Raw genomic sequence first — 22,395 nt, forward strand, 5'->3', positions numbered from 1 at the left:
ATATGTGCGGAATCGTCGGTGTCGTCGGCCAGGGACACGTCAACCAGGATGTCTACGACTCCCTGCTGCTCCTCCAGCACCGTGGGCAGGACTCCACGGGCATCGCGACGGCCGAGCCGAGCGGCGTGTTCCACCTCGCCAAGGCGCGGGGAATGGTCCGGGAGGCCTTCCGTACCCGCGACATGCGTTCCCTCCTCGGCACGATCGGCCTCGGCCACGTGCGGTACGCCACGAAGGGGACGGCATCCAGCGAGGAGGAGGCGCAGCCCTTCTACGTCAACGCCCCGTACGGCATCGTGCTCGTGCACAACGGCAACCTCACCAACACGCGCGAGCTGACCGACGAGCTGTTCCGCAACGACCGGCGGCACCTCAACACGAGCTCCGACACCGAGCTGCTCGTCAACGTCCTCGCCAACGAGCTGCAGTCCTCGATCTCGGGTCTCGAGCTCGACCCCGAGCAGATCTTCCGTGCCGTCGGTCGCGTTCACGAGCGGGTCGAGGGATCGTACGCGTCCATCGCCCTCATCGCCGGGTACGGGCTCCTCGCCTTCCGCGATCCGTTCGGCATCCGGCCGCTCATCCTCGGCACCCGCAAGGCGGCGAACGGCCGCTACGAGTGGATCGTGGCATCCGAGTCGCTCGTGCTGGAGAACGGCGGCTTCGAGGTCGTCCGCGACGTCGCCCCCGGCGAGGCGGTCTTCATCGACCTCGAGGGGCGCCTGCACACTCAGCAGTGCGCCGCGAACCCGCGCCTGGCGCCGTGCTCGTTCGAGTACGTGTACCTCGCCCGGCCGGACAGCGAGATGAACGGCATCTCGGTGTACGAGGCGCGGCTGCGGATGGGTGAGCGCCTGGCCGACACGATCGCGAAGTACACGCCGAAGGGCGCCATCGACGTCGTCATGCCGATCCCCGACTCGTCCCGCCCCGCCGCGATGCAGGTGGCGCGCAAGCTCGGACTGGAGTACCGCGAGGGCTTCTACAAGAACCGCTACATCGGGCGGACGTTCATCATGCCCGGCCAGGCGGTGCGGAAGAAGAGCGTGCGGCAGAAGCTGAACGCCATGTCGAGCGAGTTCAAGGGCAAGAACGTGCTGCTCATCGACGATTCCATCGTGCGCGGCACGACGTCGAAGGAGATCATCCAGATGGCGCGGGATGCCGGTGCGAAGTCGGTGACGTTCGCCTCCGCCGCCCCGCCGGTCCGCTACCCGCACGTCTACGGCATCAACATGCCCTCGCGCCAGGAGCTCGTCGCGCACGACCGGACGATCCCGGAGATCGCCGAGGAGCTCGGTTGCGACTACCTCGTCTACCAGGAGATCGACGACCTGAAGGCGGCCATCCTGGAGGGCTCGCCGGACGTCGAAGACCTCGACATGAGCTGCTTCGACGGCCGCTATGTCACGGGCACCGTGAGCGACGAGTACCTCGCCTGGGTCGAGGGATCGCAGGAGTCCTGAGCTCTCGCCCGTTCGCGGCCGGGGGCGCCCCGATGCGCACCTAGGCTTGACCGGTGACCGACACGATGACGACCCGTCCCGTCTGGCAGGGCCGAACGCTGGCGCTCCTCGGCATCGCGCTGTTCGCGTTCTCGCTGCGCTCGGCGGTCGCCTCGCTCTCGCCGGTGGTCGACCAGATCCAGGCCGACATCTCCGTTCCGGCCTGGGCGATCGGGCTCATCGGCACGGCGCCGCCGGTCTGCTTCGCGCTCTTCGGCATCCTCACCCCCCAGATCGAGCGGCGCTGGGGGCTGGAGCGGACGAGCGTGCTCGCGCTCGCCGTTGTGACGATCGGCCTGGTCGCGCGCGGCCTCGCCGGTGACGCCACGGCACTCGTGCTCAGCACGGCGCTGATCTTCGCCGGAGTCGGGATGGGCAACATCCTGCTGCCGCCGCTCGTGAACAAGCACTTCCCCGACCGCATCGGGCTCATGACCACGGTGTACACGACCACGATGTCGTTCTCGACGTTCCTGCCGCCGCTGTTCGCCGTGCCGGTGGCAGACGCGGCGGGGTGGCGCTTCTCGCTCGCGCTGTGGAGCGTGTTCGCCCTCCTCGCGATCATCCCCTGGATGACGATGCTCCTGCGGGACCGCGGGGGTTCGGCGGCGGCGGACCTCGCGTCGGCCGCGCCGGGCGTCTTCCGGCGTCTGTGGCGGCTGCCGCTGGCGTGGGCGCTGACCGTCATCTTCCTGGTGTCCTCGTGCGTGGCCTACACGAGCTTCGCGTGGCTGCCGACGATGCTCATCGATCTCGCCGGGGTGACGCCGGCGGAAGCCGGAGGGATGCTGTCGCTGTTCGGTGTCATGGGGTTGCCGGCCTCCCTCCTCGTGCCGGTGCTCGTCACCCGCTACCGCGCGCTGCCGGCGCTGTTCACGATCGCGGTGCTGGCCGGCCTCGGCGGGCTCGCGGGCCTGCTCTTCGCGCCGACCGCCGCCCCGTGGGCGTGGGCCGCCCTGCTCGGGGTCGCGCCGCTGCTCTTCCCCCTGTCGCTCGTCATGATCAGCCTGCGCACGCGGACGCACGAGGGGACCGTCGCGCTGAGCGGCTTCGTCCAGAGCGTCGGCTATGCCATCGCGGCGACGGTGCCGCTCGCCGTCGGCATCCTGCACGATGCCACCGGTGACTGGACGGGGTCGCTCATCCTGCTGGCGGTCGTCGTCGCGGCCGTGATCCCGGCCGCGATCAGCGCCGTCCGGCCGCGGACGATCGAGGACGAGTGGGAGCGCCGCCACGGCGCATGGCAATGACCGCCGCCGAACGGCGGCGCGGTCGAGGGGACGGCCTCAGGCCTTCTCGTCCTCGTACTCGTCGGCCCACTTGTCGACGTACTGCTCGTCGTCGGGGTGGCCGAGTTCCTTCTCCAGCGCGGAAAGATTCACGTTGAAGGTGTCGTACTTGAGTTCGCGAGCAATCTTGGTGTGCTTCGCCTTTTGACGGCCACGCCCCATGCGAGACCCCCTCATTTCCGAGTCGCGGGCTATGCGGCAGGCCCGTCGCGTTCACAATCCGGCTCAAGGCCGGTCAGAATAGCATTCAGGATACCACGGCGCCTGTGGGCGATCGCGGCTCGGGTGGACGAGAGAGGTCGGTGCGGACATGGCTGAGGACACGACGACGGATGCCGGGGCGGCCACGCCGGTACCCGCCCGTGCGGTGATCGTGGGAGTCATCCCCGACCAGCCCTCGCGGGTCCTGAAGGAGGGGGCCCGCTACGCCAAGCTCTTCGGCGCACCGCTCATCGTCGTCCACGTCGACGTGACCCGCTTCGTCACGTACGAGGACCCGGACGGGTACGTGCACTCCGCCCCCATCGACCTCGACATCGCCTCCGGCGAGGCCCAGCTCGCCCAGGTGCGCAAGACGGCGGAGGAGCACCTGGCCGCGAGCGGGCTCGAGTGGTCGGTGCGGCAGCTGGTCGGCGATCCCGCCATGGCCATCAAGCACCTCGCGGAGCAGTCCGACGCGCGCCTCATCGTCATCGGCACGCGGCGGCGCGGCTTCGGCGAGTCCATCCGCGAGTTCTTCACGGGCTCGGTCGCCGCGCGTCTCGCGCACCGCCAGCCGCGGCCGATCCTCGTCGTGCCGCTCGGCGAGCCGGCGCCCGACGACGAGCCGCTCTGGCCCGACGCCGAGTAGCCCGCCCGCCGGCGCCCGGCGTGCCGGCGCTCCGGCGCTCCGGCGCCCGGCGTGCCCGGCGCCCGGCATCCCGGCATCCCGCCGTGCCCGGCATCCCGCCGACATCCACGCGAGAAACCACTTCCATCATGAGAAACCACGGCAGACGTGGTTTCCGATGTGGAAAGTGGTTTCTCAGCGCGTCGGGGCGGCGACTCAGCGCCTGCCCGGATCCGGTCAGCCGCGCAGGGCGCGGGTGACGGCGCGGGCCGCCTCGTCGAGCGCCGACGTCAGGTCGTCGACGACGGATGCTGCGAGGTTCCCGCCCCGCGCGACGTGGGTGCGCAGGTCGGCGCGCAGCGTCGCACGGAACTCGGACAGTGCGGCGTCGGCGCGATGCAGCTGCTCGCGCGACGCCGTGCGCGAGTCGTCCGGCGGCGCCGATGCGCGGGACGCGCCGGACTTCGCCGCCTCCTGGTCGGACTGCGCCGCGGCCGCGAGGTCGGCCTGCAGGCTCCGCATCGCCTCGCGCACGCTGCCGCGCACCTCGTCGGCGATGAGCCGGACGCTGTCGGCCAGGCCCGCCTGGATGCCCTCGAGGTCGCCCGATCGCGCGGCGACCTCGGCCCGGCCGGCATCCGTGATCGCGTAGACGGTCTTCCGGCCGTCGACGGTCTTGGTGACCAGGCCCTCTTCCTCGAGCTTGGCCAGGCGCGGGTACACCGTCCCGGCGCTCGGTGTGTATGTCCCGCCGGTGCGGTCGGACAGTGCCTGCATGAGGTCGTAGCCGTGGCGCGGCGACTCGTCGAGCAGGTTCAGCAGGTAGAGGCGCAGGTCGCCGTGGGAGAAGACCGGGGCCATCACCACTCCTCGGGTGTCGGGGCGTCCTCGGCCGTGGGGGCGGTGGATGCCGTCTCGCGTCGGAGGACGGTGACGTCGCCGGACACGGAGTTCGCGCGCACGTCCACGAATCGTCCGCTGAGTTCGCCCGAGGAACCGCTGAAGTTGGTCGTGGGCCCGGTGCCCTGCCCCGAGCGCTTGACGCCGTCGACGAGAACGCGCCCGCTGACGCTGCGCACGACGTAGTTGGCGGGGAGGCCCTCATCGAGACGGATGCTGGCATTGCCGCTCACCGTGTTGAGATTGACGGACTCGGTGGGGCCGACCGAATCGACGAGCATGGCGCCCGAGACCGTATCGATCGTCGCCTTGCGGATCGTTCCGGTCGCGGCGACGTCGCCGGACACCGAGTTCGCGCTGAGCGCTCCCTCGAGATTGCGGATCTGCACATCGCCGGACACCGCATTGGCGGACAGGTCGCCGGTGAGCCCGTCGACGATGATGTCGCCGGAGACCGTGTTGAGCTTCGCGACGGTCGCGAGCCCGGACACGAGGGCGCTGGCGCTCACGACGCCCAGGTTCAGCCCGATGCCCCGGGGGACGGCGACGCTGATCTCGGCCTTGGGGCCACCGGTGCCGAAGTTGCGGAACACCTCGAGGAAGTTGTCCCAGCGCAGCTGCGCGTGATCGATCTCCACGACGTCGCCGCTGGCTTCGATCCGGAGGTCCTTGACGGCCACCGCGTGCACTTCGATGCGGATGCCGGGTTCGTCATGGGCGACGACGTCGATCTGGCCCCCGACGAGTCCGACTTTCAGCTTGCGGATGTCGTCGAGGTCGATGACGCGGGTCTCGCCCGGGTGGATGATCCACTTCTCGAGGGTCATGATGTCTCCTGGATGATGAGGGCGATCAAGATATATCGCGTTATGAAGGAAGATAACACGATATATCTCGATGGGGAACGCCTCGCGGTGAACGCTCAGAAACAGCGCTTGACCTTGACGTTGCGTCAAGTTCTAGCGTGGGACGCATGAGAGATGAATGGTCGATCCAGCAGATCGCCAAGCTCGCCGGCACGACGAGCCGGACCCTCCGGCACTACGGCGAGCTCGGACTGCTGCCTCCGTCGCGGGTGGGTGGGAACGGGTACCGGTTCTACGACACGACGGCACTGGTCCGCCTCCAGCGGATCCTGCTGCTGCGCGAGCTCGGGCTCGGGCTGACGCAGATCGGCGAGGTGCTCGAGCGGGAGACCGACGAGCGCCGAGCCCTCGAGGCGCACCTGGCGTGGCTGCGCCGGGAGCAGGACCGGCTCGCGCGGCAGATCGCGGCGGTGCAGGCGACCATCGACGCAGGGGAGGGAGGTGAACTGATGGCAGAGGACATGTTCGACGGCTTCGACCACACGCAGTACCAGGACGAGGTCGTGCAGCGCTGGGGCGAGAACGCCTATCGCGACAGTGACCGCTGGTGGCGAGGCATGAGCGACGCGGAGAAGGCCCAGTGGAAGAAGGATGCCGAGACGCTCGGCCGTGACTGGCTCGTCGTCGCCGGAAGCGGCGTCGAGCCCACGGCTCCGGAGGCGCAGGCGCTCGCGGAGCGGCACGTGGCGTGGCTCACCGGCATCCCCGGCACGCCCGCCGCGGATCCGGACGGCGACGTGAAGGGCTATGTCACGGGTCTCGGCGAGATGTACGTGGCAGATCCGCGCTTCGCCGCCAACTACGGCGGGGAGGAGGGCGCCGCGTTCGTGCGCGACGCGCTCCGGGCCTACGCCGAGGCGCACCTGTAGAGCCCCACGGCCAAAAGAAGACGCCCCCCGTACCGAGGTGCGGGGGGCGTCTCACAGGGTGGATCAGGTGCGGCTGCCGCCGCGTACGACGCGCAGCAGGAACGCGATCAGGGCGATGACGCCCACGATGATGGCGACCCACAGCAGCCAGTTCAGGGCGGTGTTCAGACCGCCGACGATGGCCAGAATGATGGCGATCACGATGACGATGATCAGTGCGAGATTCATGTCTTGCTCCCGTTCTCCCGTCGCCGCAGGTGAGCGGGACGAGCAGCGCGTTGATGTACCGCAACCGTAGAGCCCGCCGTGAAGGCGACGCCACCCCTTGACGGGGTATCGGCAACGGTGCTAGCGGGCGCATGCCGCCGGTGGGGCGGTTGTCAACCCCTTCTTCGGCTCGGCCGGCATCCCCTAGCGTCGAGGGAGGCGGCCGTCGAACGACCTGAAGGAGGAGCCATGCCCGCGGGACGTGGATCGAACAGCCTCAAAGACCCCGAGCTCTACGAGGAGCTCCGGAAGGACGGCGCGTCGAAGGAGAAGGCCGCACGCATCTCCAACGCGGCAGCCCGCGACGGGCGGAAGGCGGTCGGTGCCCGCGGCGGCAGCTCCGGCGATTACGAGGACTGGACCGTCGCCGAGCTCCGCGCCCGCGCGAAGGAGCTGGGCCTGACCGGCTACTCCGGCACGCGCAAGGCGGAACTGATCTCGATGCTGCGAAACCGCTGACGTGCCGCGGCTGAAGAGGGTCCGGCCGGGCACGGATCCCGGATTCACGCGCATCCGCGCCGGGTCCGGGTTCCGCTACGTCGACGCCGACGGCGACGCCCTGCCCCGCCCGGATGTCGAGCGCATCACGGCGCTCGTCATCCCGCCGGCGTGGCGCGACGTATGGATCAGCCCGTACGACAACGGGCACATCCAGGCCACCGGCGTCGACGACGCCGGGCGCCTGCAGTACCTCTATCACCCGCAGTGGTCCGCGGGGCGGGACAAGGGCAAGTACGCCCGCGCGCTGCAGCTGGCGGAATCGCTGCCGCGGGCGCGCGGGCGCGTCACGACATCGCTGCGCCGTGACGCGCTCGACCTCGAGCGGGTCCTGGCCGTGTCGTTCCGCATGCTCGACCAAGCCGCGCCCCGGGTCGGGTCCGAGCGGTACCTCGAGCGCCACGGCAGTCGCGGGCTCACGACGCTGCTGCGGCGCGACGCCGCCGTCGACGGCTCGATCACGAGCCTGCAGTTCCCCGGCAAGAGCGGCAAGCACCAGCGGCTGCAGATCGACGACGCCGACCTCTCCGCGGTCGTGGAGCTCTTGGCGGCGGGCCGCCCGAAGTCCCCGCTCCTCGCCTACGAGCGGGGTCGACGCCGTGTGCCGCTGACGCCCCGGGAGGTCAACGCCTACGTCCGCACCATGACCGGCGGCACGTTCACCGCGAAGGACTTCCGCACGCTCCGCGGCACGATCCTCGCCGCGGATGCGCTCGCGCGCATCGGCACCGTCGACACCGCGAACCAGCGGAAGAAGGCGGTCGTGCTCGCCGTCCGCGCGACGGCGGAGGCCCTCGGGAACACGCCCGCCGTCGCGAAGAGCTCCTACATCGACCCGCGCGTCTTCAAGAGATATGAGCAGGGCCGGCTCCTCGACACGTCCAGATCACCGGAATCGGCGATCCGTGCACTGATTCTGGGGTGATCCGCCCCTAGCGTGGGGCCGTGGCATCCGGTCGCTGGTTCTCCCCGGCCGCCCTCCTGCTGGTGGTCGCGGGTGGAGCGGTGGGCGTGGGCGCGCGCGCCGCCCTGACGCTGCCGCTGGATGCCGGTCACCCGCTGCTCGTGCCGGCGGTGACGGCGGCCGTGAACATCGCCGGATCCTTCCTGCTCGGCCTCGTCGTCGGCGGCCTCGCCGAGCGGCATCCCGCGCTGCGCCTCTTCCTCGGCACCGGGGTCCTCGGCGGGTTCACGACCTACAGCGCCTTCGCCGTGCATGCGGTGACGACCTTCACGGCCGCACCGGTGGTCGGGATGCTGCTGGTCGCGGTGTCGGTGTTCGCCGGTGCCGTCGCGGCCGGGGTCGGGCTCATCGCCGGGCGGCAGATGGCCGGCGTGCCGGACGAGGTCGAAGCGCCCGAGGTGGCGGAGTGAACGGGGTCGAGATCGCCGCGCTCGTGGTCGCGGGCGGCCTCGGCGCCGGCGCGCGGTACGTCGTCGACGGCCTCGTCATGCGCGGACGGACGGGCGCCTTCCCGCTCGGCATCCTCGCCGTCAACGTCTCGGGCGCCTTCCTGCTGGGGCTGCTGACCGGGCTCGGGGCGCTCCTCGCGCCGAGCTGGCTCGCGATCGCCGGGGTCGGCCTCCTCGGCGGATTCACGACCTTCAGCACCGTGTCGGTCGAGTCCGTCCTGCTCGCGCAGCGCGGCCGGCGGGACTGGGCGTGGCTCAACCTGATCGGCACGCTCGGCGCGGCCGTCGTGGCCGCCTCCATCGGGCTCATGCTGGGCGGCCTGCTGCCCCGGTGAAACCGGCGATCCGGCGGGCGGGGCATGGGATACTGAACTTCGATACACCTCTGTATCGGTCGGCCGTCCGCGGCCCTTCCTCGACCGCTCGAAAAGGCCTCCCTTGTCGAATCTCGCCGTCCTGAGCTTGAAGAACCGCGCGCTCATCGCGCTCATCACGATCGTCGCCGCGATCTTCGGCGGCCTCGCGCTGACGAGCCTCAAGCAGGAGCTCATCCCGTCGATCGAGTTCCCGCAGCTCTCGGTGCTGACGACCTACCCGGGAGCGTCGCCCGACGTCGTCAACAACGACGTCTCGACCCCGATCGAGACGGCGATCCAGGCGGTGCCCGGACTCGAGTCGACGATCGCCACGAGCACCACGAACGCCTCGATCATCCAGGCGTCCTTCACCTACGGCACCGACCTCGCCACGGCCGAGCAGAAGATCCTCCAGGCCATCAACCGCATCAAGGGCGATCTGCCGGAGAGCGTCGAGCCCAACGTCGTCTCGTTCTCGCTCGACGACCTCCCCGTCATCGCGCTCGCCGTCACCGGCTACGACGACGAGCGCACGATCGAGTCGCAGCTGCAGACGAGCGTCGTCCCCGACCTCGAGGACATCGCCGGCGTCAGCGCCGCGCAGATCATCGGCGGGCAGAGCGAGCGCGTCACGATCGTGCCCGATCAGGCCGCACTCGCCGCCGCCGGGTACACGCAGACCGCCATCACCGACGCCCTCGAGCAGAACGGCCTGCTCTTCCCGGGCGGCTCCGTGACCGAGGGCGAGCAGACGCTCACCGTCCAGACCGGCGCGAAGCTGGCATCCGTCGACGAGATCGGCGCCCTGCCGCTCGTCCCCGGCACCGCCGAGCAGCTCGCCGGCGGGGCGGTGACAATCGCCGACGTCGCCGAGGTCTCCCTCGGCCAGGACCCGGTCACCTCGATCTCCCGCGTCGACGGCGAGCCGGCGCTGACCATCTCGATCACGAAGCTGCCGTCCGCCAACACCGTCGACGTCTCGCGCCTCGTGACGGCCGCCGTCCCCGATCTCCAGGACGCCATCGGCGACGACGCCGAGTTCACGATCGTGTTCGACCAGGCCCCCTACATCGAGCAGTCGATCGAGGCGCTCGCCCAGGAGGGGCTCCTCGGCCTCGTCTTCGCGGTGCTCGTCATCCTGGTGTTCCTGCTGTCGGTGCGCTCGACGCTCGTCACGGCGATCTCGATCCCGACGAGCGTGCTCATCACCTTCGTCGGCATCCAGGCGTTCGGATACTCGCTCAACATCCTCACCCTCGGTGCCCTGACCATCGCGATCGGGCGCGTCGTGGACGACTCGATCGTCGTCATCGAGAACATCAAGCGGCATTACGTGGGGGATGCCGACAAGCGGACCGCCATCCTGCTCGCCGTCCGCGAGGTGGCCGCCGCCGTCACGGCATCCACTATCACCACGGTCGCGGTCTTCCTTCCGATCGCCTTCGTGGGCGACGTGACCGGTGAGCTGTTCCGCCCGTTCGCGATGACCGTCACGATCGCGATGTCGGCGTCGCTGCTCGTCGCCCTCACGATCGTCCCCGTCCTGGCGTACTGGTTCCTGCGCCCCGGCAAGCAGCTCGTCGACGGGTCGGGACGCCCGATCGACCCCGAGGACCCGGACGCACCGCCGTCCCGCCTCCAGAAGTCCTACCTCCCGATCCTCCGCTGGACCCTCAAGCACTCCTGGGTCACGCTGCTCCTCGCCGTGCTGGTGCTGGCCGGTACCGCCGCCGCCGCGCCGTTCATGAAGACGAACTTCCTCGGCGATTCCGGGCAGAACACGTTCACCGTGACGCAGGAGCTCGGCCAGGCGCCGAGCCTCGACGCGGAAGACACCGCCGCCGCGACCGTGGAGGAGGCGCTCCTCTCCGTCGACGGCATCGAGACCGTGCAGACCTCGATCGGCTCGAGCGGGTCGGCCATCCGCGACGCGTTCGCCGGCGGCAGCGCCGGCATCACGTACTCGATCACGACCGACCCGGATGCCGACCAGATCGCCGTCCGCGAAGCCGTGCAGGAAGCCGTCGCCGACCTCGAAGACGTCGGCACGATCTCCGTGTCCGCCGGTCAGGGCGGATTCGGATCCAACGACATCGAGATCGACGTCACGGCGCCGAACTCGCAGACGCTGCAGGAGGCGACGGATGCCGTCGTCGCATCCCTCGAGGGCGAGGACGGCGTCGGACAGGTGACCTCGAACCTGTCCGCCTCCCTGCCGTACGTCGCCGTGACCGTCGACCGGGCGGGCGCCGCCGCGCGCGGGCTGTCCGAGGTCGCTGTCGGGGCGCTCGTGTCGAGCACCATGCAGCCGCGCCAGGTCGGGTCGGTCGAGATCGACGGGACCGCGCTGACGGTCTACCTGCAGGCGGCGTCGATCCCCGACACGATCGCCGAGCTCAAGGAGCTGCAGATCGCGAGCGCCGCCGGGCTCATCCGCCTCGACGAGGTCGCCACCGTCGAGCAGAGCGAGGGCCCGACCTCGATCACGACGCAGCGCGGGCAGCGCACCGCGACCGTCACGGTCTCCCCGTCGACGGACGACCTCAACGCCGCGTCGGCGACCGTCACGACGGCGCTCGCCGACGTCGAGCTGCCGACCGGAGCCGACGCCCAGGTGGGCGGGGTGCTCTCGCAGCAGACCGACGCGTTCTCGCAGCTCGGACTCGCGATGCTCGCGGCGATCCTCATCGTCTACATCGTCATGGTCGCGACCTTCAAGTCGCTGCGTCAGCCCCTGCTGCTGCTGATCTCGGTGCCGTTCGCGGCGACCGGCGCCATCCTGCTGCAGATCGCGACGGGCGTGCCGCTCGGCGTCGCGTCGCTCATCGGCGTCCTGATGCTCATCGGCATCGTCGTGACGAACGCGATCGTCCTGGTCGACCTCGTCAACCAGTACCGCGCGAAGGGGCTGTCGGCGCACGACGCGACGGTCGCCGGCGGCGCGCGACGCCTGCGCCCCATCCTCATGACGGCCCTCGCGACGATCTTCGCGCTCACGCCGATGGCGCTCGGGATCACGGGGCACGGCGGGTTCATCTCGCAGCCGCTCGCGATCGTGGTCATCGGCGGTCTCATCTCCTCGACCGTGCTGACGCTCCTCGTGCTGCCGACGCTCTACAACCTCGTCGAGGGCGCCCGCGAGCGCCGCGCCGCGCGTCGGGGCGAGCAGCCTGTGGGGGCCCCGGCCCTTGCCGGTGCCGGGATGCCGGTCGCCGCGAGCGTGGGCGTCACCGGCGCCGCGCCGACGGAGGCCGCACTGACGACGCGACGCGAACGCCGCCTCCTGGAGGCCGCGGCGACCGCCGGCATCCCGGTCGTGACGGCGCCCGCCCTCGTCCTCGCGCCGGAGGGTGGCGCCGCCGCCGAGCCGGTGATCGAAGAGTCCCCGGACATCGAGATCCCGGTCGCGGCGCCTGCCGTCGCCGGCGAGGTGGAGGCCGTGGGGCCGGTCGAGCCAGGCGAGCCGGTGTCTGAGGATGCCGAGGTGGCCGCGGGTTCCGCCGAGGCCGAGGCCGAGGCCGAGGCCGAGGCTGCGTCCGAGCCTGAGGATGCTCAGGCAGTCGAGGGGTCCGCCGTGGCCGCGTCCGAGTCCGAGTCCGAGTCGGAGTGGTCGGTCGCCGAGGAGTCCGCCGGTGACGCGGGCGAGACTGTCGCCGAGGAGTCCGCCGGTGACACGGGCGAGCCTGCTGAGGTCGATCCCGAGCCGGAGTTCGACGGCGCGGAGCACGACGCGTCCGCCTCGGAGCACGACCCCGCGGAGCACGACGCGCCCGATCACGACGCGTCCGATCACGACGAGCCCTGGGGCGAGCGCCGGGACTGACCTCCCGGCATCCATCGCCCGACCCCGGCGACGCAACGGCGGAGATCGTCCCGCATCCGAGGGGTGGATGCGGGACAGCGGCCCACAGGCGCCGGATCTCCGCCGTTGGGTTCGACCAGGGGCGCCGCGGGGCGTGGGGGAGGGCGTCGGCACTCTCCCAGGCGGGACCTGTACAGTGGGTCAGTCGGCTCTGGACACCGCGATGCGCTCGCGGATGGGTTTGTGAGTCCAAGGGGCCGATGGTGGGAGCGAATCCGCTCCGACGACCATCACTGTGAATGGCCCCCGGCCGACGGATGTCCGGGTTACTCCACGCCGCTGTGCGGCCGCGCGAGCGCGCGATCTGAGGAGTGCTGTTCTCGCACGAGACAACCCAGAAGGACATCACCATGCCCAAGAACAAGAAACCGGCCGGCGGCCGGGCTCAGAACTTCGAGCCCCGCTACGGCAACAAGACCTCCTACCAGGACCTCAAGCGCCGCCCGGGCCAGGCCTCGGCCGGCAAGCCCGGCAGCAAGAGCCCGAGCCACCGCGGCTTCCGGCCCGAGACCGAGGATGCCGGCAAGAAGCAGCGCTGGACCGCCCAGGAGCGTGCCGGCCGCGATGAGGCCCGCGGCATCCGCTCGCACACCCGCACCGATGACCGCCCGGCACGCTCGTACGATGATCGTCCGGCCCGTTCGTACGACGGCCCCGCGCGCGGCGACCGCGTGTCGCGCGACGACCGCCGCCCCGGCGACGGCCGCCCCTCGTTCCGCGACGACCGTCCCCGCCGCACCGACGACCGTCCCGCTCGTTCCTTCGACCGCCCGGCGCGCTCGTTCGACGGCCAGCGTCGCACCGACGACCGTCCGGCTCGTTCGTTCGACCGCCCGGCGCGCTCGTTCGACGGCCAGCGTCGCACCGACGACCGTCCCGCGCGCTCGTACGATGACCGTCCGGCTCGGTCCTTCGACCGTCCTGCTCGTTCCTTCGACGATCGTCCCCGTCGCACCGACGACCGGCCGGCGCGCTCGTACGACGACCGTCCGGCTCGTTCCTTCGATCGTCCGGCACGCTCGGACGATCGTCCCGCGCGTTCGTTCGACGACCGTCCTCGTCGTTCGAACGATGACCGCCCGGCGCGCTCGTTCGACCGTCCGGCCCGTTCCAACGACGACCGCCCGGCCCGTTCCTTCGACCGTCCGGCCCGTTCGTTCGACGACCGTCCCCGCCGGTCGAACGACGACCGCCCCGCGCGCTCGTTCGACCGCCCGGCTCGTTCGTTCGATGACCGCCCCCGCCGGGACGACCGTCCGGCGCGCTCCTTCGACCGTCCGGCCCGTTCCGACTGGAACGCCGAGACGAAGTCCAAGGCGCACGAGGCGCACGTCGACGTCGTGCACGAGAAGCTGCAGGCCGAGGCCGTCCAGGCCGAAGCGGTCGCCGATGTGACGTTCTCGTCGCTCGGCCTCGGCGACAACATCGTCCGCGTCCTCGCCGACCTCGGCGCTCCGACGCCGTTCCCCATCCAGGCGGCCACCGTGGCCCCCATCCTCGAGGGTCGCGATGTCCTGGCCCGTGGCCGCACCGGCTCCGGCAAGACGATCGCCTTCGGCGCCCCCCTGGTCGAGTCGACGCTGCGCGACCAGGCCGGTCAGCGCCGCGAGTTCGGCCGCAAGCCGAAGGCGCTCATCCTGGCCCCGACGCGCGAGCTCGCCCTGCAGATCGATCGCACGATCCAGCCGATCGCGCGCTCGGTCGGCCTCTTCACGACGCAGATCTACGGCGGCGTGCCGCAGGCGCGCCAGGTCGGTGCGCTGAAGAAGGGCGTCGACATCATCATCGGCACCCCCGGCCGCATCGAAGACCTGGTGGAGCAGCGCAAGCTCGACCTCTCCGAGGTCCGCATCGTCGTCCTCGACGAGGCCGACCACATGAGCGAGCTCGGCTTCCTCGAGCCGATGCAGCGGATTCTCCGCCTCGTCCAGGACGGCGCGCAGAAGCTGCTCTTCTCCGCGACGCTCGACCGCGAGGTCGCCGCGCTCGTCGACGAGTTCCTCGTGGACCCTGCCGTGTACGAGGTCGCCGGCGAGGACCAGGACTCGGGCACCATCGACCACCGCGTGCTCGTGATCGACCACCGCGACAAGGCCGACATCCTCAGCTCGCTCGTGGACCGCGACGGCAAGACCCTCGTCTTCGCCCGCACCCGCGCGTACGCGGAGATGCTCGCCGAGCAGTTCGACGACCTCGGCATCAACGCGGTCGCCCTCCACGGTGACCTCAACCAGGCCAAGCGCACGCGCAACCTGGAGCGTCTCACCTCGGGTCGCGTCAGCGTCCTCGTCGCCACCGACGTCGCGGCCCGCGGCATCCACGTCGACGACATCGACCTGGTCATCCAGGCCGACCCGCCGGACGAGTACAAGACCTACATGCACCGCTCCGGCCGCACCGGCCGTGCGGGCCGCTCCGGCACCGTCGTGACGCTCATCACGCGTCAGCGTCGTCGCAAGATGACCGAGATGCTCGAGCGTGCGGAGATCGACGCGCCGTTCCAGGACGCGCGCCCCGGGGACGATGTGCTTGAGGAGATCGCTGGCCGTCAGCTGGCGAACGTCGACGCCTGATCGCATCCGCTCTGCAGGAGAATCCCCTGCGCAGGGCGTTCCTTCCGGAATCGTCCCGTGCAGGGGATTCTTCCCTTTCATAGGGCAGGTGGATGCCGGCCGGCACGCGCCCCGGATGCCGCGTCGCCGGGCGCGGCGACACACCAGCGCCGCGCGCGAGGCGGTCGTACACTACGGTCATGGCATCCGCCCGGCTTCGCGCTGGAGCTGTCGCCGCACTGATCGGCGCCACGCTCCTCCTCGCCGCATGCACGCCGGAGCCCGGCGGGTCGCCGACGCCGGAACCCACGGTGGCCACGCCCAGTGGGAGCCCCACGCCGTCGCCATCCGCGACGCCGGGCGGTGACGCGACGCCGAGCGCGTCGCCGTCCGCAGAGCCGGAGGCCCTCGAGATCCCGGGCTGCGACGATCTCATCCCGCTTCCCGTCGTGCAGGCGCACTTCCCGAACGCCGTGCCGATCGAATCGGGCGCGGACCCCGCCGATGTGATGGCCGGACCCGCGGCGACCACCGCCGTCCGCGCCGCCGTGCAGGCGGAGATCTGCACGTGGGGCATCCCCGCCTCCGACGGCGGTTTCAACGTGATCGTCGCCGAGCTCACCGAGAGTGCGCGCGACGGTCTCGTGGCAGAGCTGCGGGGCGCGGGCACCTTCACCGAGGGCGCTGTCGGCGGCGGGGTGTCGTTCTCCCGCGAGATCGACACCGAGCTCGGCATCACCACCGTGACCTACGTCTTCGACGACCGCGTCTGGGTCACCGTCAACGGCACGCTCCACCTCGATTCGTCGCGCCAGCTCGCCGCCGCCGCACTGGAGGGTGTGCGCGCCGCCAACGGCGAGTGACCGCGCCTGCGATCAGAACAGCACCGGGGCCGTGGCCGGGGCCGTTGCCGCCGCGCGGCGCCCGCGCGTCGTGACGACGACGGGGCCGGGCCGGGTCGGCGCGTCCCCCTCCTCCTCAGGCCCGCCCTGCAGTCCGTGCCGGCGCAGCAGTGGGCGCACCCGCGCGGCCAGCCACTTCCGGTAGCCCACCGGCGCGCTCACCGCCGCCCCCGGGTAGAGGCCGCGGTAGGCCGGCACGAGCTCGGGCCGCTCCCGGTCGAGCCACTGCCAGAACCACTCCTTCGCGCCCGGCCGCAGGTGCAGCGCACCGAAGACGACGTGCACGGCGCCGGATGCCGCGATCCGGGCGAGCGCGTCGTCGAGCAAGTCGACGCCGTCGGTGAGGTGCGGCACGATCGGCATGAGGAAGACGCCCACCGCGAACCCCGCCTCGGTCGCGGCGCGCACGGTGTCGAGCCGCGCCTGGAACGTCGGCGCCCCCGGCTCGAGGAGATGTCTGAGGCCCTCGTCCGGGACCGCGATCGACATCGCGAGCCGGACCCGGACGGCGTGGGCGGCATCCTTCAGCAACGGGAGATCGCGGCGGAGCAGCGTCCCCTTCGTGAGCACCGAGAACGACGTGCCGCTTTCGGCGAGGGCCCCGATGATGTCGGGCATCAGCCGGTAGCGACCCTCCGCCCGCTGGTACGGGTCGGTGTTGGTGCCGAGCGCGACGGGTTCGCGCTGCCACGTCGGCTTGGCGAGCTCGCGCCGCAGCACCTCCGCGACGTTGACCTTGACCACGATCTGCGAGTCGAAGTCGCGCCCGGCGTCCAGGTCGAGGTACTCGTGCGTTCCGCGGGCAAAGCAGTAGACGCAGGCATGACTGCAGCCGCGGTACGGGTTCACGGTCCACGAGAACGGCATCGCCGACGACGCGGGCACGTGGTTCAGCGCCGACTTGGCGAGCACCTCGTGGAAGGTCATCCCGTGGAACTCCGGCGTCGTGACGCTTCGGACCAGGCCGCCCATCGACTCCAGACCGGGGAGCGCCGCGGCATCCTCCGCGCCGATCGCCTGTCCCTGCCACCGCATCACCACAGTAGAACATAAACACGAACCTCCGACAAGGTGAATCGTCGAAAGATTCGAGGCGACACGGGCGTCATCGGGGTCCCTGTGCGCGCGACGCTGCCGGTGGACAATGGGGGCGTGCCTCACCCCGAGTCGCCGCCCGTTCGTCGCGCCGCCGCGTCCGCGGCGGTCTCGCGCCGCGCGCGGCAGCGGCGGGCACGGCGGCTCCGGCTCGGTTTCACCGCCGTCGTCGGCGCGGCGCTGCTCATCGGCGGCACGACCGCCCTGTCCGCGGCGATCGCCGGCCCCGTGGTCGATCAGGGGGACGCGCTGGAAGGCGTCCACGCGTCCATCTCGGCGCCGCTCGCCACCGCGTTGCCGGTCCCCGGGCAGCAGGCCGTGGCACCTCAACCTGTCGCCGATCCGCCCCCCGCGGGCGAGGTCTGCGGCGACGACGCGGTCCGCGCCGCCCTCGATGACGGCACGGATGCCGACGTGATCGCGGCCGTCGGCGGCGTCGACGCCTTCCGTGCCGCCGTGAGCGCCGGGGTCGCCCCCTGCCTCGACACCGCCGACGCGGAGCGCATCTGGGTGGTCGTGAACAAACGGCATCCGCTCGACCCCATCGACTACGCGCCCGCACCGCAGGCGCGAGCAGTGGACGTGCCGCGCACGAGCGGAGGCCACATGCGCGTCGATGTCGCCGACGCACTCTCCCGGCTCGCGGCCGCGGCGATCGACGAGGGCGCCGGCATCCTCGGGGTCAACAGCGGCATCCGCTCGTACGACCGCCAGGTGTCGACCTACAACGGATATGTCGGCGAGCTCGGCCGCGCCCGCGCCGATCTCACGAGCGCGCGCCCTGGGCACAGCGAGCACCAGACCGGCCTCGCCGTCGACGTCGTCGCGTGCCGATCCGGATGCGGCGGCATCGAGGCGTTCGCGGGCACGCGGCAGGCCGTGTGGGTGGCGGAGAACGCCTGGCGGTTCGGCTTCGTCATCCGCTACGAGGACGGCGCAACCGACGTGACCGGGTACGAGTGGGAGCCGTGGCACCTGAGGTACATCGGGGTGGACCTCGCACGCGCTTACCGCGACGGCGGGTTCCACTCGCTGGAGGGGTTCTTCGGCCTCGAGCCTGCCCCGGACTACGCGGGCTGACCCCGGATGCGGGGCATCGCACGGTATCCACAATCGACGGAACGCAGTCCCGCCTTCCATGAGATGCAATCTCACATCCGTCGCGGGTGCGCGCGTAGGGTGGCCTAGAATCTTCGCGGCGACGGGGCCACGTCCCTATCGCCGACAGACTGCGAGAAAGGACGGCGCCCATGGAGCGCGACATCTACGACGAGGACCACGAGGCGTTCCGCGACGTCGTCAAGGAGTACGTCAAGCGCTACGTCACGAACGAGGCGCGCGAGCGGTGGGATGCCGCCGGCGAAGTCGACCGCGAGACCATGCTCGCCGCGGGTGCGGCCGGGATCATCGGTCTCTCGGTGCCGGAGGAGTTCGGCGGCGCCGGCATGCTGCAGGACTACCGGTTCCGCGCGATCGTCAACGAGGAGATCATCCGCGCCGGTGCCGGTTCGCTCGCCGGCGCGTTCGGCATCCAGGACGACCTGGCCGTTCCTTACCTCGTCCACATGGGCACGCAGGCGCAGAAGGAGAAGTGGCTGCCCGGCATGGCGACCGGCGAGATCATCGGCGCGCTCGCGATGACCGAGCCCGGTGCCGGCTCCGACCTCCGCGGCATCAAGACGACCGCGAAGAAGGTCGACGGCGGCTACATCGTCAACGGCGCGAAGACGTTCATCTCCTCGGGCAAGACCGCCGACCTCATCGTCACGTTCGTCAAGACCGGCGAGGGCAACCGCCCCGACGCGTTCAGCCTGCTGCTCCTCGAGAACGGCATGGAGGGCTTCGACCACGGCAAGAAGCTCCACAAGATGGGCTTCCAGGGGCACGACACCGCGGAGCTGTCGTTCACCGACGTCTTCGTGCCCGAGGAGAACCTCATCAGCGGCAAGGAGGGCATGGGCTTCGTGCAGCTCATGATGAACCTGCCGCTTGAGCGCCTGTCGATCGGCGTCGCCGGTGCGGCCGCCGCTGCCGCGGGCCTGGAGTGGACCCTCGCGTACACGAAGGACCGCGAGGCCTTCGGTGAGCGGATCATCGACTTCCAGAACACCCGCTTCAAGCTCGCCGACGTCGCCACGACCGTCGACGCGCTGTGGGCCTACATCGACAGGGCACTGAGGGCGTACGCCGAGGGCAAGCTCTCCGCCGAGGAGGCCGCGAAGGTCAAGTTCTGGGCGACAGAGCGCGAGTGGGAGGTGCTCGACACCTGCGTGCAGCTGCACGGCGGCTACGGGTACATCACCGAGTACCCGATCGCCCGCGCCTTCCTCGACGCCCGCGTGCACCGCATCTACGGCGGCACGAACGAGATCATGCGCGAGATCGTCGGTCGGCAGCTGGCGGGGAAGCGCTGACCGGATTCGGTTGGAGGTGAGGGGTCGCCGGTGGTGACCCCTCACCGCCTTGACGGTGGGCATCACGTGTTGCGCGTGAGTCAGTGCGGATACCCGGCCCTGTTCGTGCATATCAGCGGGCGGGTCTAGTGAGCATTTGCGGGCTGAGTACCGCTGGGAGTGACGACTCCGCGTGGGGCCACCGTGGATGTGTTCGGTCGAGGGACCGCACTGGGCGGCGCGACGAAGCTTGTCGCCGAAACGTGCCGGCTCATATCGGCGCTGGCGTCGTCCGCACGTAGGCTGGCGCGCATGGGTGCAGAGGATCTGACGTTCACCACCACGATTGGTGTCGAGGTCAAGGGCGAGACCTGGAGCTGCGTTGAGATTCCCGGTTCTGCGGGCCATTTCGGCACAGGCAAGACCGTCCGCGTTGACGCAAGGGTCGACGACGTCGTCCTCCAGAACGTCAGTGCCATGCCCACCGGCACCGGCGGCCACATGGTGTCTCTCAACGCCAAGGTTCGCAATCAGCTCGCAAAGGACATCGGTGACGAGGTCGAGGTGACGATCACGAAGAGGTGACGATCACGAAGAGGTGACCGCAGGGAAAGTGCGCTCGGTCGACATCGCGTGAACGGTTGCCGACCTGAATGCGCGCTCAGCGACCGGTCGGCGTGCATGTCGTCGCGTTCGCGCCGCCCCATAGCTACGATCGCCGTATGGATCCGAAGGACGACGAGCGCAGCACGCGGTACCGGAACCTGGAACCGCCTATCCCGTTCGACCAGATGATTGAGTCCGTCGACGCGGCAGACCATCCCGATGGACAAGACGATGGCTATCGAGACCAGGAGTGGCTGATCCGCAACGCGGCCGGATGACACGCGCCCCACGCGGTGGCGAGATCGCGTCCGCTGAACGACCGCCAGGCGTCCGTCGGTTTTGGTGTCGATGCGTTGTCGACTAGCCGAGAGCTTCGATGGTGCGCTGAAACCAGGTCGGCCCTCGTCGCTCTGTCGACCATCCCCGGACTGGCATTCCGTTGTACTTGAAGTCTGCTCGATCGAAGGCCGACCAGCGGCCCTCCGCGACTATGCGCTCAGCGCGGGCGCCCTGATCATCAAAGCCGTACCTCTTTGCCAGGCTCCACCCGTGCGAGATCCGATAGGCCCGTGACCAGTGCGCGCTTCCGAGGTTTCCGTCCAGCCAGGCGTCAATCACGTCGGTCGCGGACCTCGACTGAGCGATCATCGGGAGAATCACCTCACGTACGTCGACGACGAGGGGATCTTCGTCTTCGTAGTCCTCGATGCGATAGCCCTCTTCGGCCGCGCCTGGGAACTGATTAATGCCGGGATGGATGAGTGGAGCGAGATCGCCGGCCGGGATGAAGTCGGCAGAGACGGGCACCGAGTACAGGTAGCCGCCCTCCTTCCTCAGCACGCTGAGGAACACACCCCAACGAACGTCGCCCCGCTCAAGCTCCCAGCCCACACGTGCCGGCACGAACCCAGCCTTCAGGAACAACGGCTCCAGCGCTGCCGAACGAACTTGGAGCCTGACCCGGTTTCCCGGACACCTGAGTTGAGGCGATGATCGTCTTGGAAGGAGTCCGTGAGATGCCTGCTGCCCACCCGCCGGAGTTCCGGCGTCGAGCCCTGGATCTGGTCGCCCAGGGAAGCCCTGTCGGTCAGACTGCGCGTGATCTTGGGATCAGCGAGTCGTGTTTGCGGAACTGGATGAACCGGGACGCGGTCGACTCCGGCCGCAAGGCCGGTGTCACGACCGATGAGCACAAGGAGCTTGTCGAGCTGCGCCGCCGGAACCGGGTGCTCGAGATGGAGATCGAGATCCTCAAGCGCGCGTCGGCGTACTTCGCCAGGGAGAACGTGCTCCCAAAATAGGGTTCCGGCTGGTCCAGGAGCTCGCCGCTGACGGTGTCCCCGTCGCGGTGGCCTGCCGGTTCCTGAACGTCTCGACCTCCGGTTACTACGAGTGGGTGAGCCGGCCGCCGTCGCCGCGAGCGGTTGCGGATGCGACGTTGACGACGACGATCCGACGCATCCACGCCGACTCCCGCGAGACCTATGGTGCTCCGCGCGTGCTCGCCGAGCTGCGCCTCGGTCTCGGCGTTCACGTCGGCCGCAAACGCGTCGCCCGGTTGATGCGACTGGACGGTCTGGTCGGGGTCTCGCACCGTCGGAAGCGGCGCGGGTGGAAGCCGGACACTGCGACGCACGAGGATCTCGTGAAGCGGCAGTTCCGCGCAGACGCGCCGAACCGGCTGTGGTTCTGTGACATCACGCAGCACCGCGCGAGGGACGGATGGGTCTACTGCGCCGCTGTGATCGACGCCTACTCGCGCCGTATCGTCGGCTGGTCGATCTCGGACCGAATCACCGCGGAGATCGTCGTCGACGCGCTTGAGATGGCCCGGTGGCGGCGCCGTCCCGAGCCCGGAACCGTGGTCCACGCCGACAGAGGAGCGCAAGGCGGATTCAACTGGTCGTCGCAACACCTTGAATCGGAGGTGTTTGGATGGTTCGACGACAACAGCAGGCAGATCGAGCGGTGCGGCCAAGGCTTCGGTCTCCGGGCACGCCTCCGATCCCGCGAGAGGTGCAGCATCGGTTCTGGGTCGAGATTGCGACGGGGTTGTTGCCGGAAGAAGCTGCGGCGCGGGTCGGGGTGTCGCAGCCGGTCGGTGGCCGGTGGTTCCACAACGCTGGCGGCATGCCGCCGTTCGATCTGAGCAAGCCCCCTTCAGGCCGGTACTTGTCGTTCCGTGAGCGGGAG

Annotated in this window: 22 protein-coding genes and 2 pseudogenes; 18 read left to right on the forward strand and 6 right to left on the reverse strand. The window is 70.2% G+C overall.

All coding sequences use genetic code 11. The features are described from left to right. The first annotated feature begins 2 nt into the window (after nt 1–2). Nucleotides 3–1,466, forward strand: a complete 1,464-nt coding sequence (gene purF, locus BR85_RS13750; RefSeq protein ID WP_028497185.1) for an amidophosphoribosyltransferase — start codon at nt 3–5, stop codon at nt 1,464–1,466. A 65-nt stretch (nt 1,467–1,531) separates the two neighbouring features. Further along, the gene (locus BR85_RS13755) at nt 1,532–2,755 is read left to right on the forward strand and encodes an MFS transporter (protein WP_028497186.1); all 1,224 of its coding nucleotides are present in this window, start codon (nt 1,532–1,534) and stop codon (nt 2,753–2,755) included. Nucleotides 2,756–2,791: 36 nt separating this feature from the next. Here the strand turns inward: BR85_RS13755 and BR85_RS15270 are convergent, their stop codons facing one another. Continuing rightward, nucleotides 2,792–2,956 carry a DUF3073 family protein gene (locus tag BR85_RS15270; RefSeq protein WP_081782822.1) on the reverse strand — a complete coding sequence of 55 codons (165 nt, stop codon included), beginning with the start codon at nt 2,954–2,956 and terminating at the stop codon, nt 2,792–2,794. Nucleotides 2,957–3,104: 148 nt separating this feature from the next. On the opposite strand from BR85_RS15270, the gene BR85_RS13760 reads away from it, so the two are divergent. After that, nucleotides 3,105–3,644 (forward strand): universal stress protein, encoded by a 540-nt coding sequence (locus tag BR85_RS13760; protein WP_028497187.1) that lies wholly within the window; start codon nt 3,105–3,107, stop codon nt 3,642–3,644. A 216-nt stretch (nt 3,645–3,860) separates the two neighbouring features. Here BR85_RS13760 and BR85_RS13765 read toward each other — a convergent pair whose 3' ends face one another. Then, nucleotides 3,861–4,484, reverse strand: coding sequence for a PadR family transcriptional regulator (locus tag BR85_RS13765; protein ID WP_028497188.1), 624 nt, complete (start codon nt 4,482–4,484; stop codon nt 3,861–3,863). After that, the gene (locus tag BR85_RS13770) at nt 4,484–5,350 is read right to left on the reverse strand and encodes a DUF4097 family beta strand repeat-containing protein (RefSeq protein WP_028497189.1); all 867 of its coding nucleotides are present in this window, start codon (nt 5,348–5,350) and stop codon (nt 4,484–4,486) included. The genes BR85_RS13765 and BR85_RS13770 overlap by 1 nt, the downstream gene beginning before the upstream one ends. Before the next feature lie 146 nt (nt 5,351–5,496). On the opposite strand from BR85_RS13770, the gene BR85_RS13775 reads away from it, so the two are divergent. Then, nucleotides 5,497–6,258, forward strand: coding sequence for a MerR family transcriptional regulator (locus tag BR85_RS13775; RefSeq protein WP_028497190.1), 762 nt, complete (start codon nt 5,497–5,499; stop codon nt 6,256–6,258). Nucleotides 6,259–6,321: 63 nt separating this feature from the next. Here the strand turns inward: BR85_RS13775 and BR85_RS15480 are convergent, their stop codons facing one another. Continuing rightward, nucleotides 6,322–6,486, reverse strand: a complete 165-nt coding sequence (locus BR85_RS15480) for a hypothetical protein (protein WP_147051443.1) — start codon at nt 6,484–6,486, stop codon at nt 6,322–6,324. A gap of 228 nt (nt 6,487–6,714) precedes the next feature. Between BR85_RS15480 and BR85_RS13780 the strand changes: the two genes are divergently transcribed. The 7 genes from BR85_RS13780 (at nt 6,715) to BR85_RS15000 (ending at nt 16,069) form a co-directional block, all read left to right on the forward strand. Then, nucleotides 6,715–6,984, forward strand: coding sequence for a DUF7218 family protein (locus tag BR85_RS13780; RefSeq protein ID WP_028497191.1), 270 nt, complete (start codon nt 6,715–6,717; stop codon nt 6,982–6,984). 1 nt (nt 6,985) lies between these two features. Then, nucleotides 6,986–7,948: a DNA topoisomerase IB gene (locus BR85_RS13785; RefSeq protein ID WP_028497192.1), complete on the forward strand. Its 963-nt coding sequence runs from the start codon at nt 6,986–6,988 to the stop codon at nt 7,946–7,948. A 20-nt stretch (nt 7,949–7,968) separates the two neighbouring features. Then, nucleotides 7,969–8,397 carry a fluoride efflux transporter FluC gene (locus tag BR85_RS13790; RefSeq protein WP_231478738.1) on the forward strand — a complete coding sequence of 143 codons (429 nt, stop codon included), beginning with the start codon at nt 7,969–7,971 and terminating at the stop codon, nt 8,395–8,397. Further along, on the forward strand, nt 8,394–8,771 hold the full coding sequence (locus BR85_RS13795; RefSeq protein WP_028497194.1) for a fluoride efflux transporter FluC: 378 nt from the start codon (nt 8,394–8,396) through the stop codon (nt 8,769–8,771). Before BR85_RS13790 ends, BR85_RS13795 begins: the two co-directional genes overlap by 4 nt. Nucleotides 8,772–8,874: 103 nt before the next feature. Beyond that, complete coding sequence (locus tag BR85_RS13800; RefSeq protein ID WP_231478740.1) at nt 8,875–12,615, forward strand: efflux RND transporter permease subunit; 3,741 nt, start codon at nt 8,875–8,877, stop codon at nt 12,613–12,615. A 389-nt stretch (nt 12,616–13,004) separates the two neighbouring features. Then, complete coding sequence (locus tag BR85_RS13805; protein ID WP_028497195.1) at nt 13,005–15,227, forward strand: DEAD/DEAH box helicase; 2,223 nt, start codon at nt 13,005–13,007, stop codon at nt 15,225–15,227. Nucleotides 15,228–15,406: 179 nt separating this feature from the next. Then, complete coding sequence (locus BR85_RS15000) at nt 15,407–16,069, forward strand: hypothetical protein (RefSeq protein ID WP_028497196.1); 663 nt, start codon at nt 15,407–15,409, stop codon at nt 16,067–16,069. Nucleotides 16,070–16,081: 12 nt separating this feature from the next. Here BR85_RS15000 and BR85_RS13815 read toward each other — a convergent pair whose 3' ends face one another. Then, the gene (locus BR85_RS13815; RefSeq protein WP_028497197.1) at nt 16,082–17,143 is read right to left on the reverse strand and encodes an Rv2578c family radical SAM protein; all 1,062 of its coding nucleotides are present in this window, start codon (nt 17,141–17,143) and stop codon (nt 16,082–16,084) included. Nucleotides 17,144–17,260: 117 nt separating this feature from the next. Here BR85_RS13815 and BR85_RS13820 point away from each other — a divergent pair, with 117 nt between their 5' ends. The 4 genes from BR85_RS13820 (at nt 17,261) to BR85_RS15485 (ending at nt 20,480) form a co-directional block, all read left to right on the forward strand. Next, nucleotides 17,261–18,283 carry a M15 family metallopeptidase gene (locus BR85_RS13820; protein ID WP_081782823.1) on the forward strand — a complete coding sequence of 341 codons (1,023 nt, stop codon included), beginning with the start codon at nt 17,261–17,263 and terminating at the stop codon, nt 18,281–18,283. 170 nt (nt 18,284–18,453) lie between these two features. Beyond that, a complete protein-coding gene (locus tag BR85_RS13825) occupies nt 18,454–19,617 on the forward strand; it encodes an acyl-CoA dehydrogenase family protein (RefSeq protein ID WP_028497199.1) in 1,164 nt (387 codons plus the stop codon). A 291-nt stretch (nt 19,618–19,908) separates the two neighbouring features. Continuing rightward, on the forward strand, nt 19,909–20,181 hold the full coding sequence (locus tag BR85_RS13830; RefSeq protein WP_028497200.1) for a DUF1905 domain-containing protein: 273 nt from the start codon (nt 19,909–19,911) through the stop codon (nt 20,179–20,181). Between the two features lie 137 nt (nt 20,182–20,318). Beyond that, nucleotides 20,319–20,480 carry a hypothetical protein gene (locus BR85_RS15485; RefSeq protein ID WP_155947986.1) on the forward strand — a complete coding sequence of 54 codons (162 nt, stop codon included), beginning with the start codon at nt 20,319–20,321 and terminating at the stop codon, nt 20,478–20,480. 82 nt (nt 20,481–20,562) lie between these two features. Here BR85_RS15485 and BR85_RS13835 read toward each other — a convergent pair whose 3' ends face one another. Further along, on the reverse strand, nt 20,563–21,105 hold the full coding sequence (locus tag BR85_RS13835; protein ID WP_155947987.1) for a hypothetical protein: 543 nt from the start codon (nt 21,103–21,105) through the stop codon (nt 20,563–20,565). Nucleotides 21,106–21,218: 113 nt separating this feature from the next. Between BR85_RS13835 and BR85_RS13840 the strand changes: the two genes are divergently transcribed. The 3 genes and pseudogenes from BR85_RS13840 to BR85_RS15735 form a co-directional block, all read left to right on the forward strand. Beyond that, complete coding sequence (locus BR85_RS13840) at nt 21,219–21,503, forward strand: transposase (RefSeq protein ID WP_028497202.1); 285 nt, start codon at nt 21,219–21,221, stop codon at nt 21,501–21,503. Nucleotides 21,504–21,550: 47 nt separating this feature from the next. Continuing rightward, a pseudogene (locus tag BR85_RS15560) lies at nt 21,551–22,078 on the forward strand (IS3 family transposase); the annotation flags it as partial. 59 nt (nt 22,079–22,137) lie between these two features. Then, nucleotides 22,138–22,395: pseudogene (locus BR85_RS15735) on the forward strand (IS30 family transposase); the annotation flags it as partial.

This window comes from Microbacterium sp. UNCCL10 (assembly GCF_000746195.1).
GTDB classification, from domain to species: domain Bacteria; phylum Actinomycetota; class Actinomycetes; order Actinomycetales; family Microbacteriaceae; genus Microbacterium; species Microbacterium saccharophilum.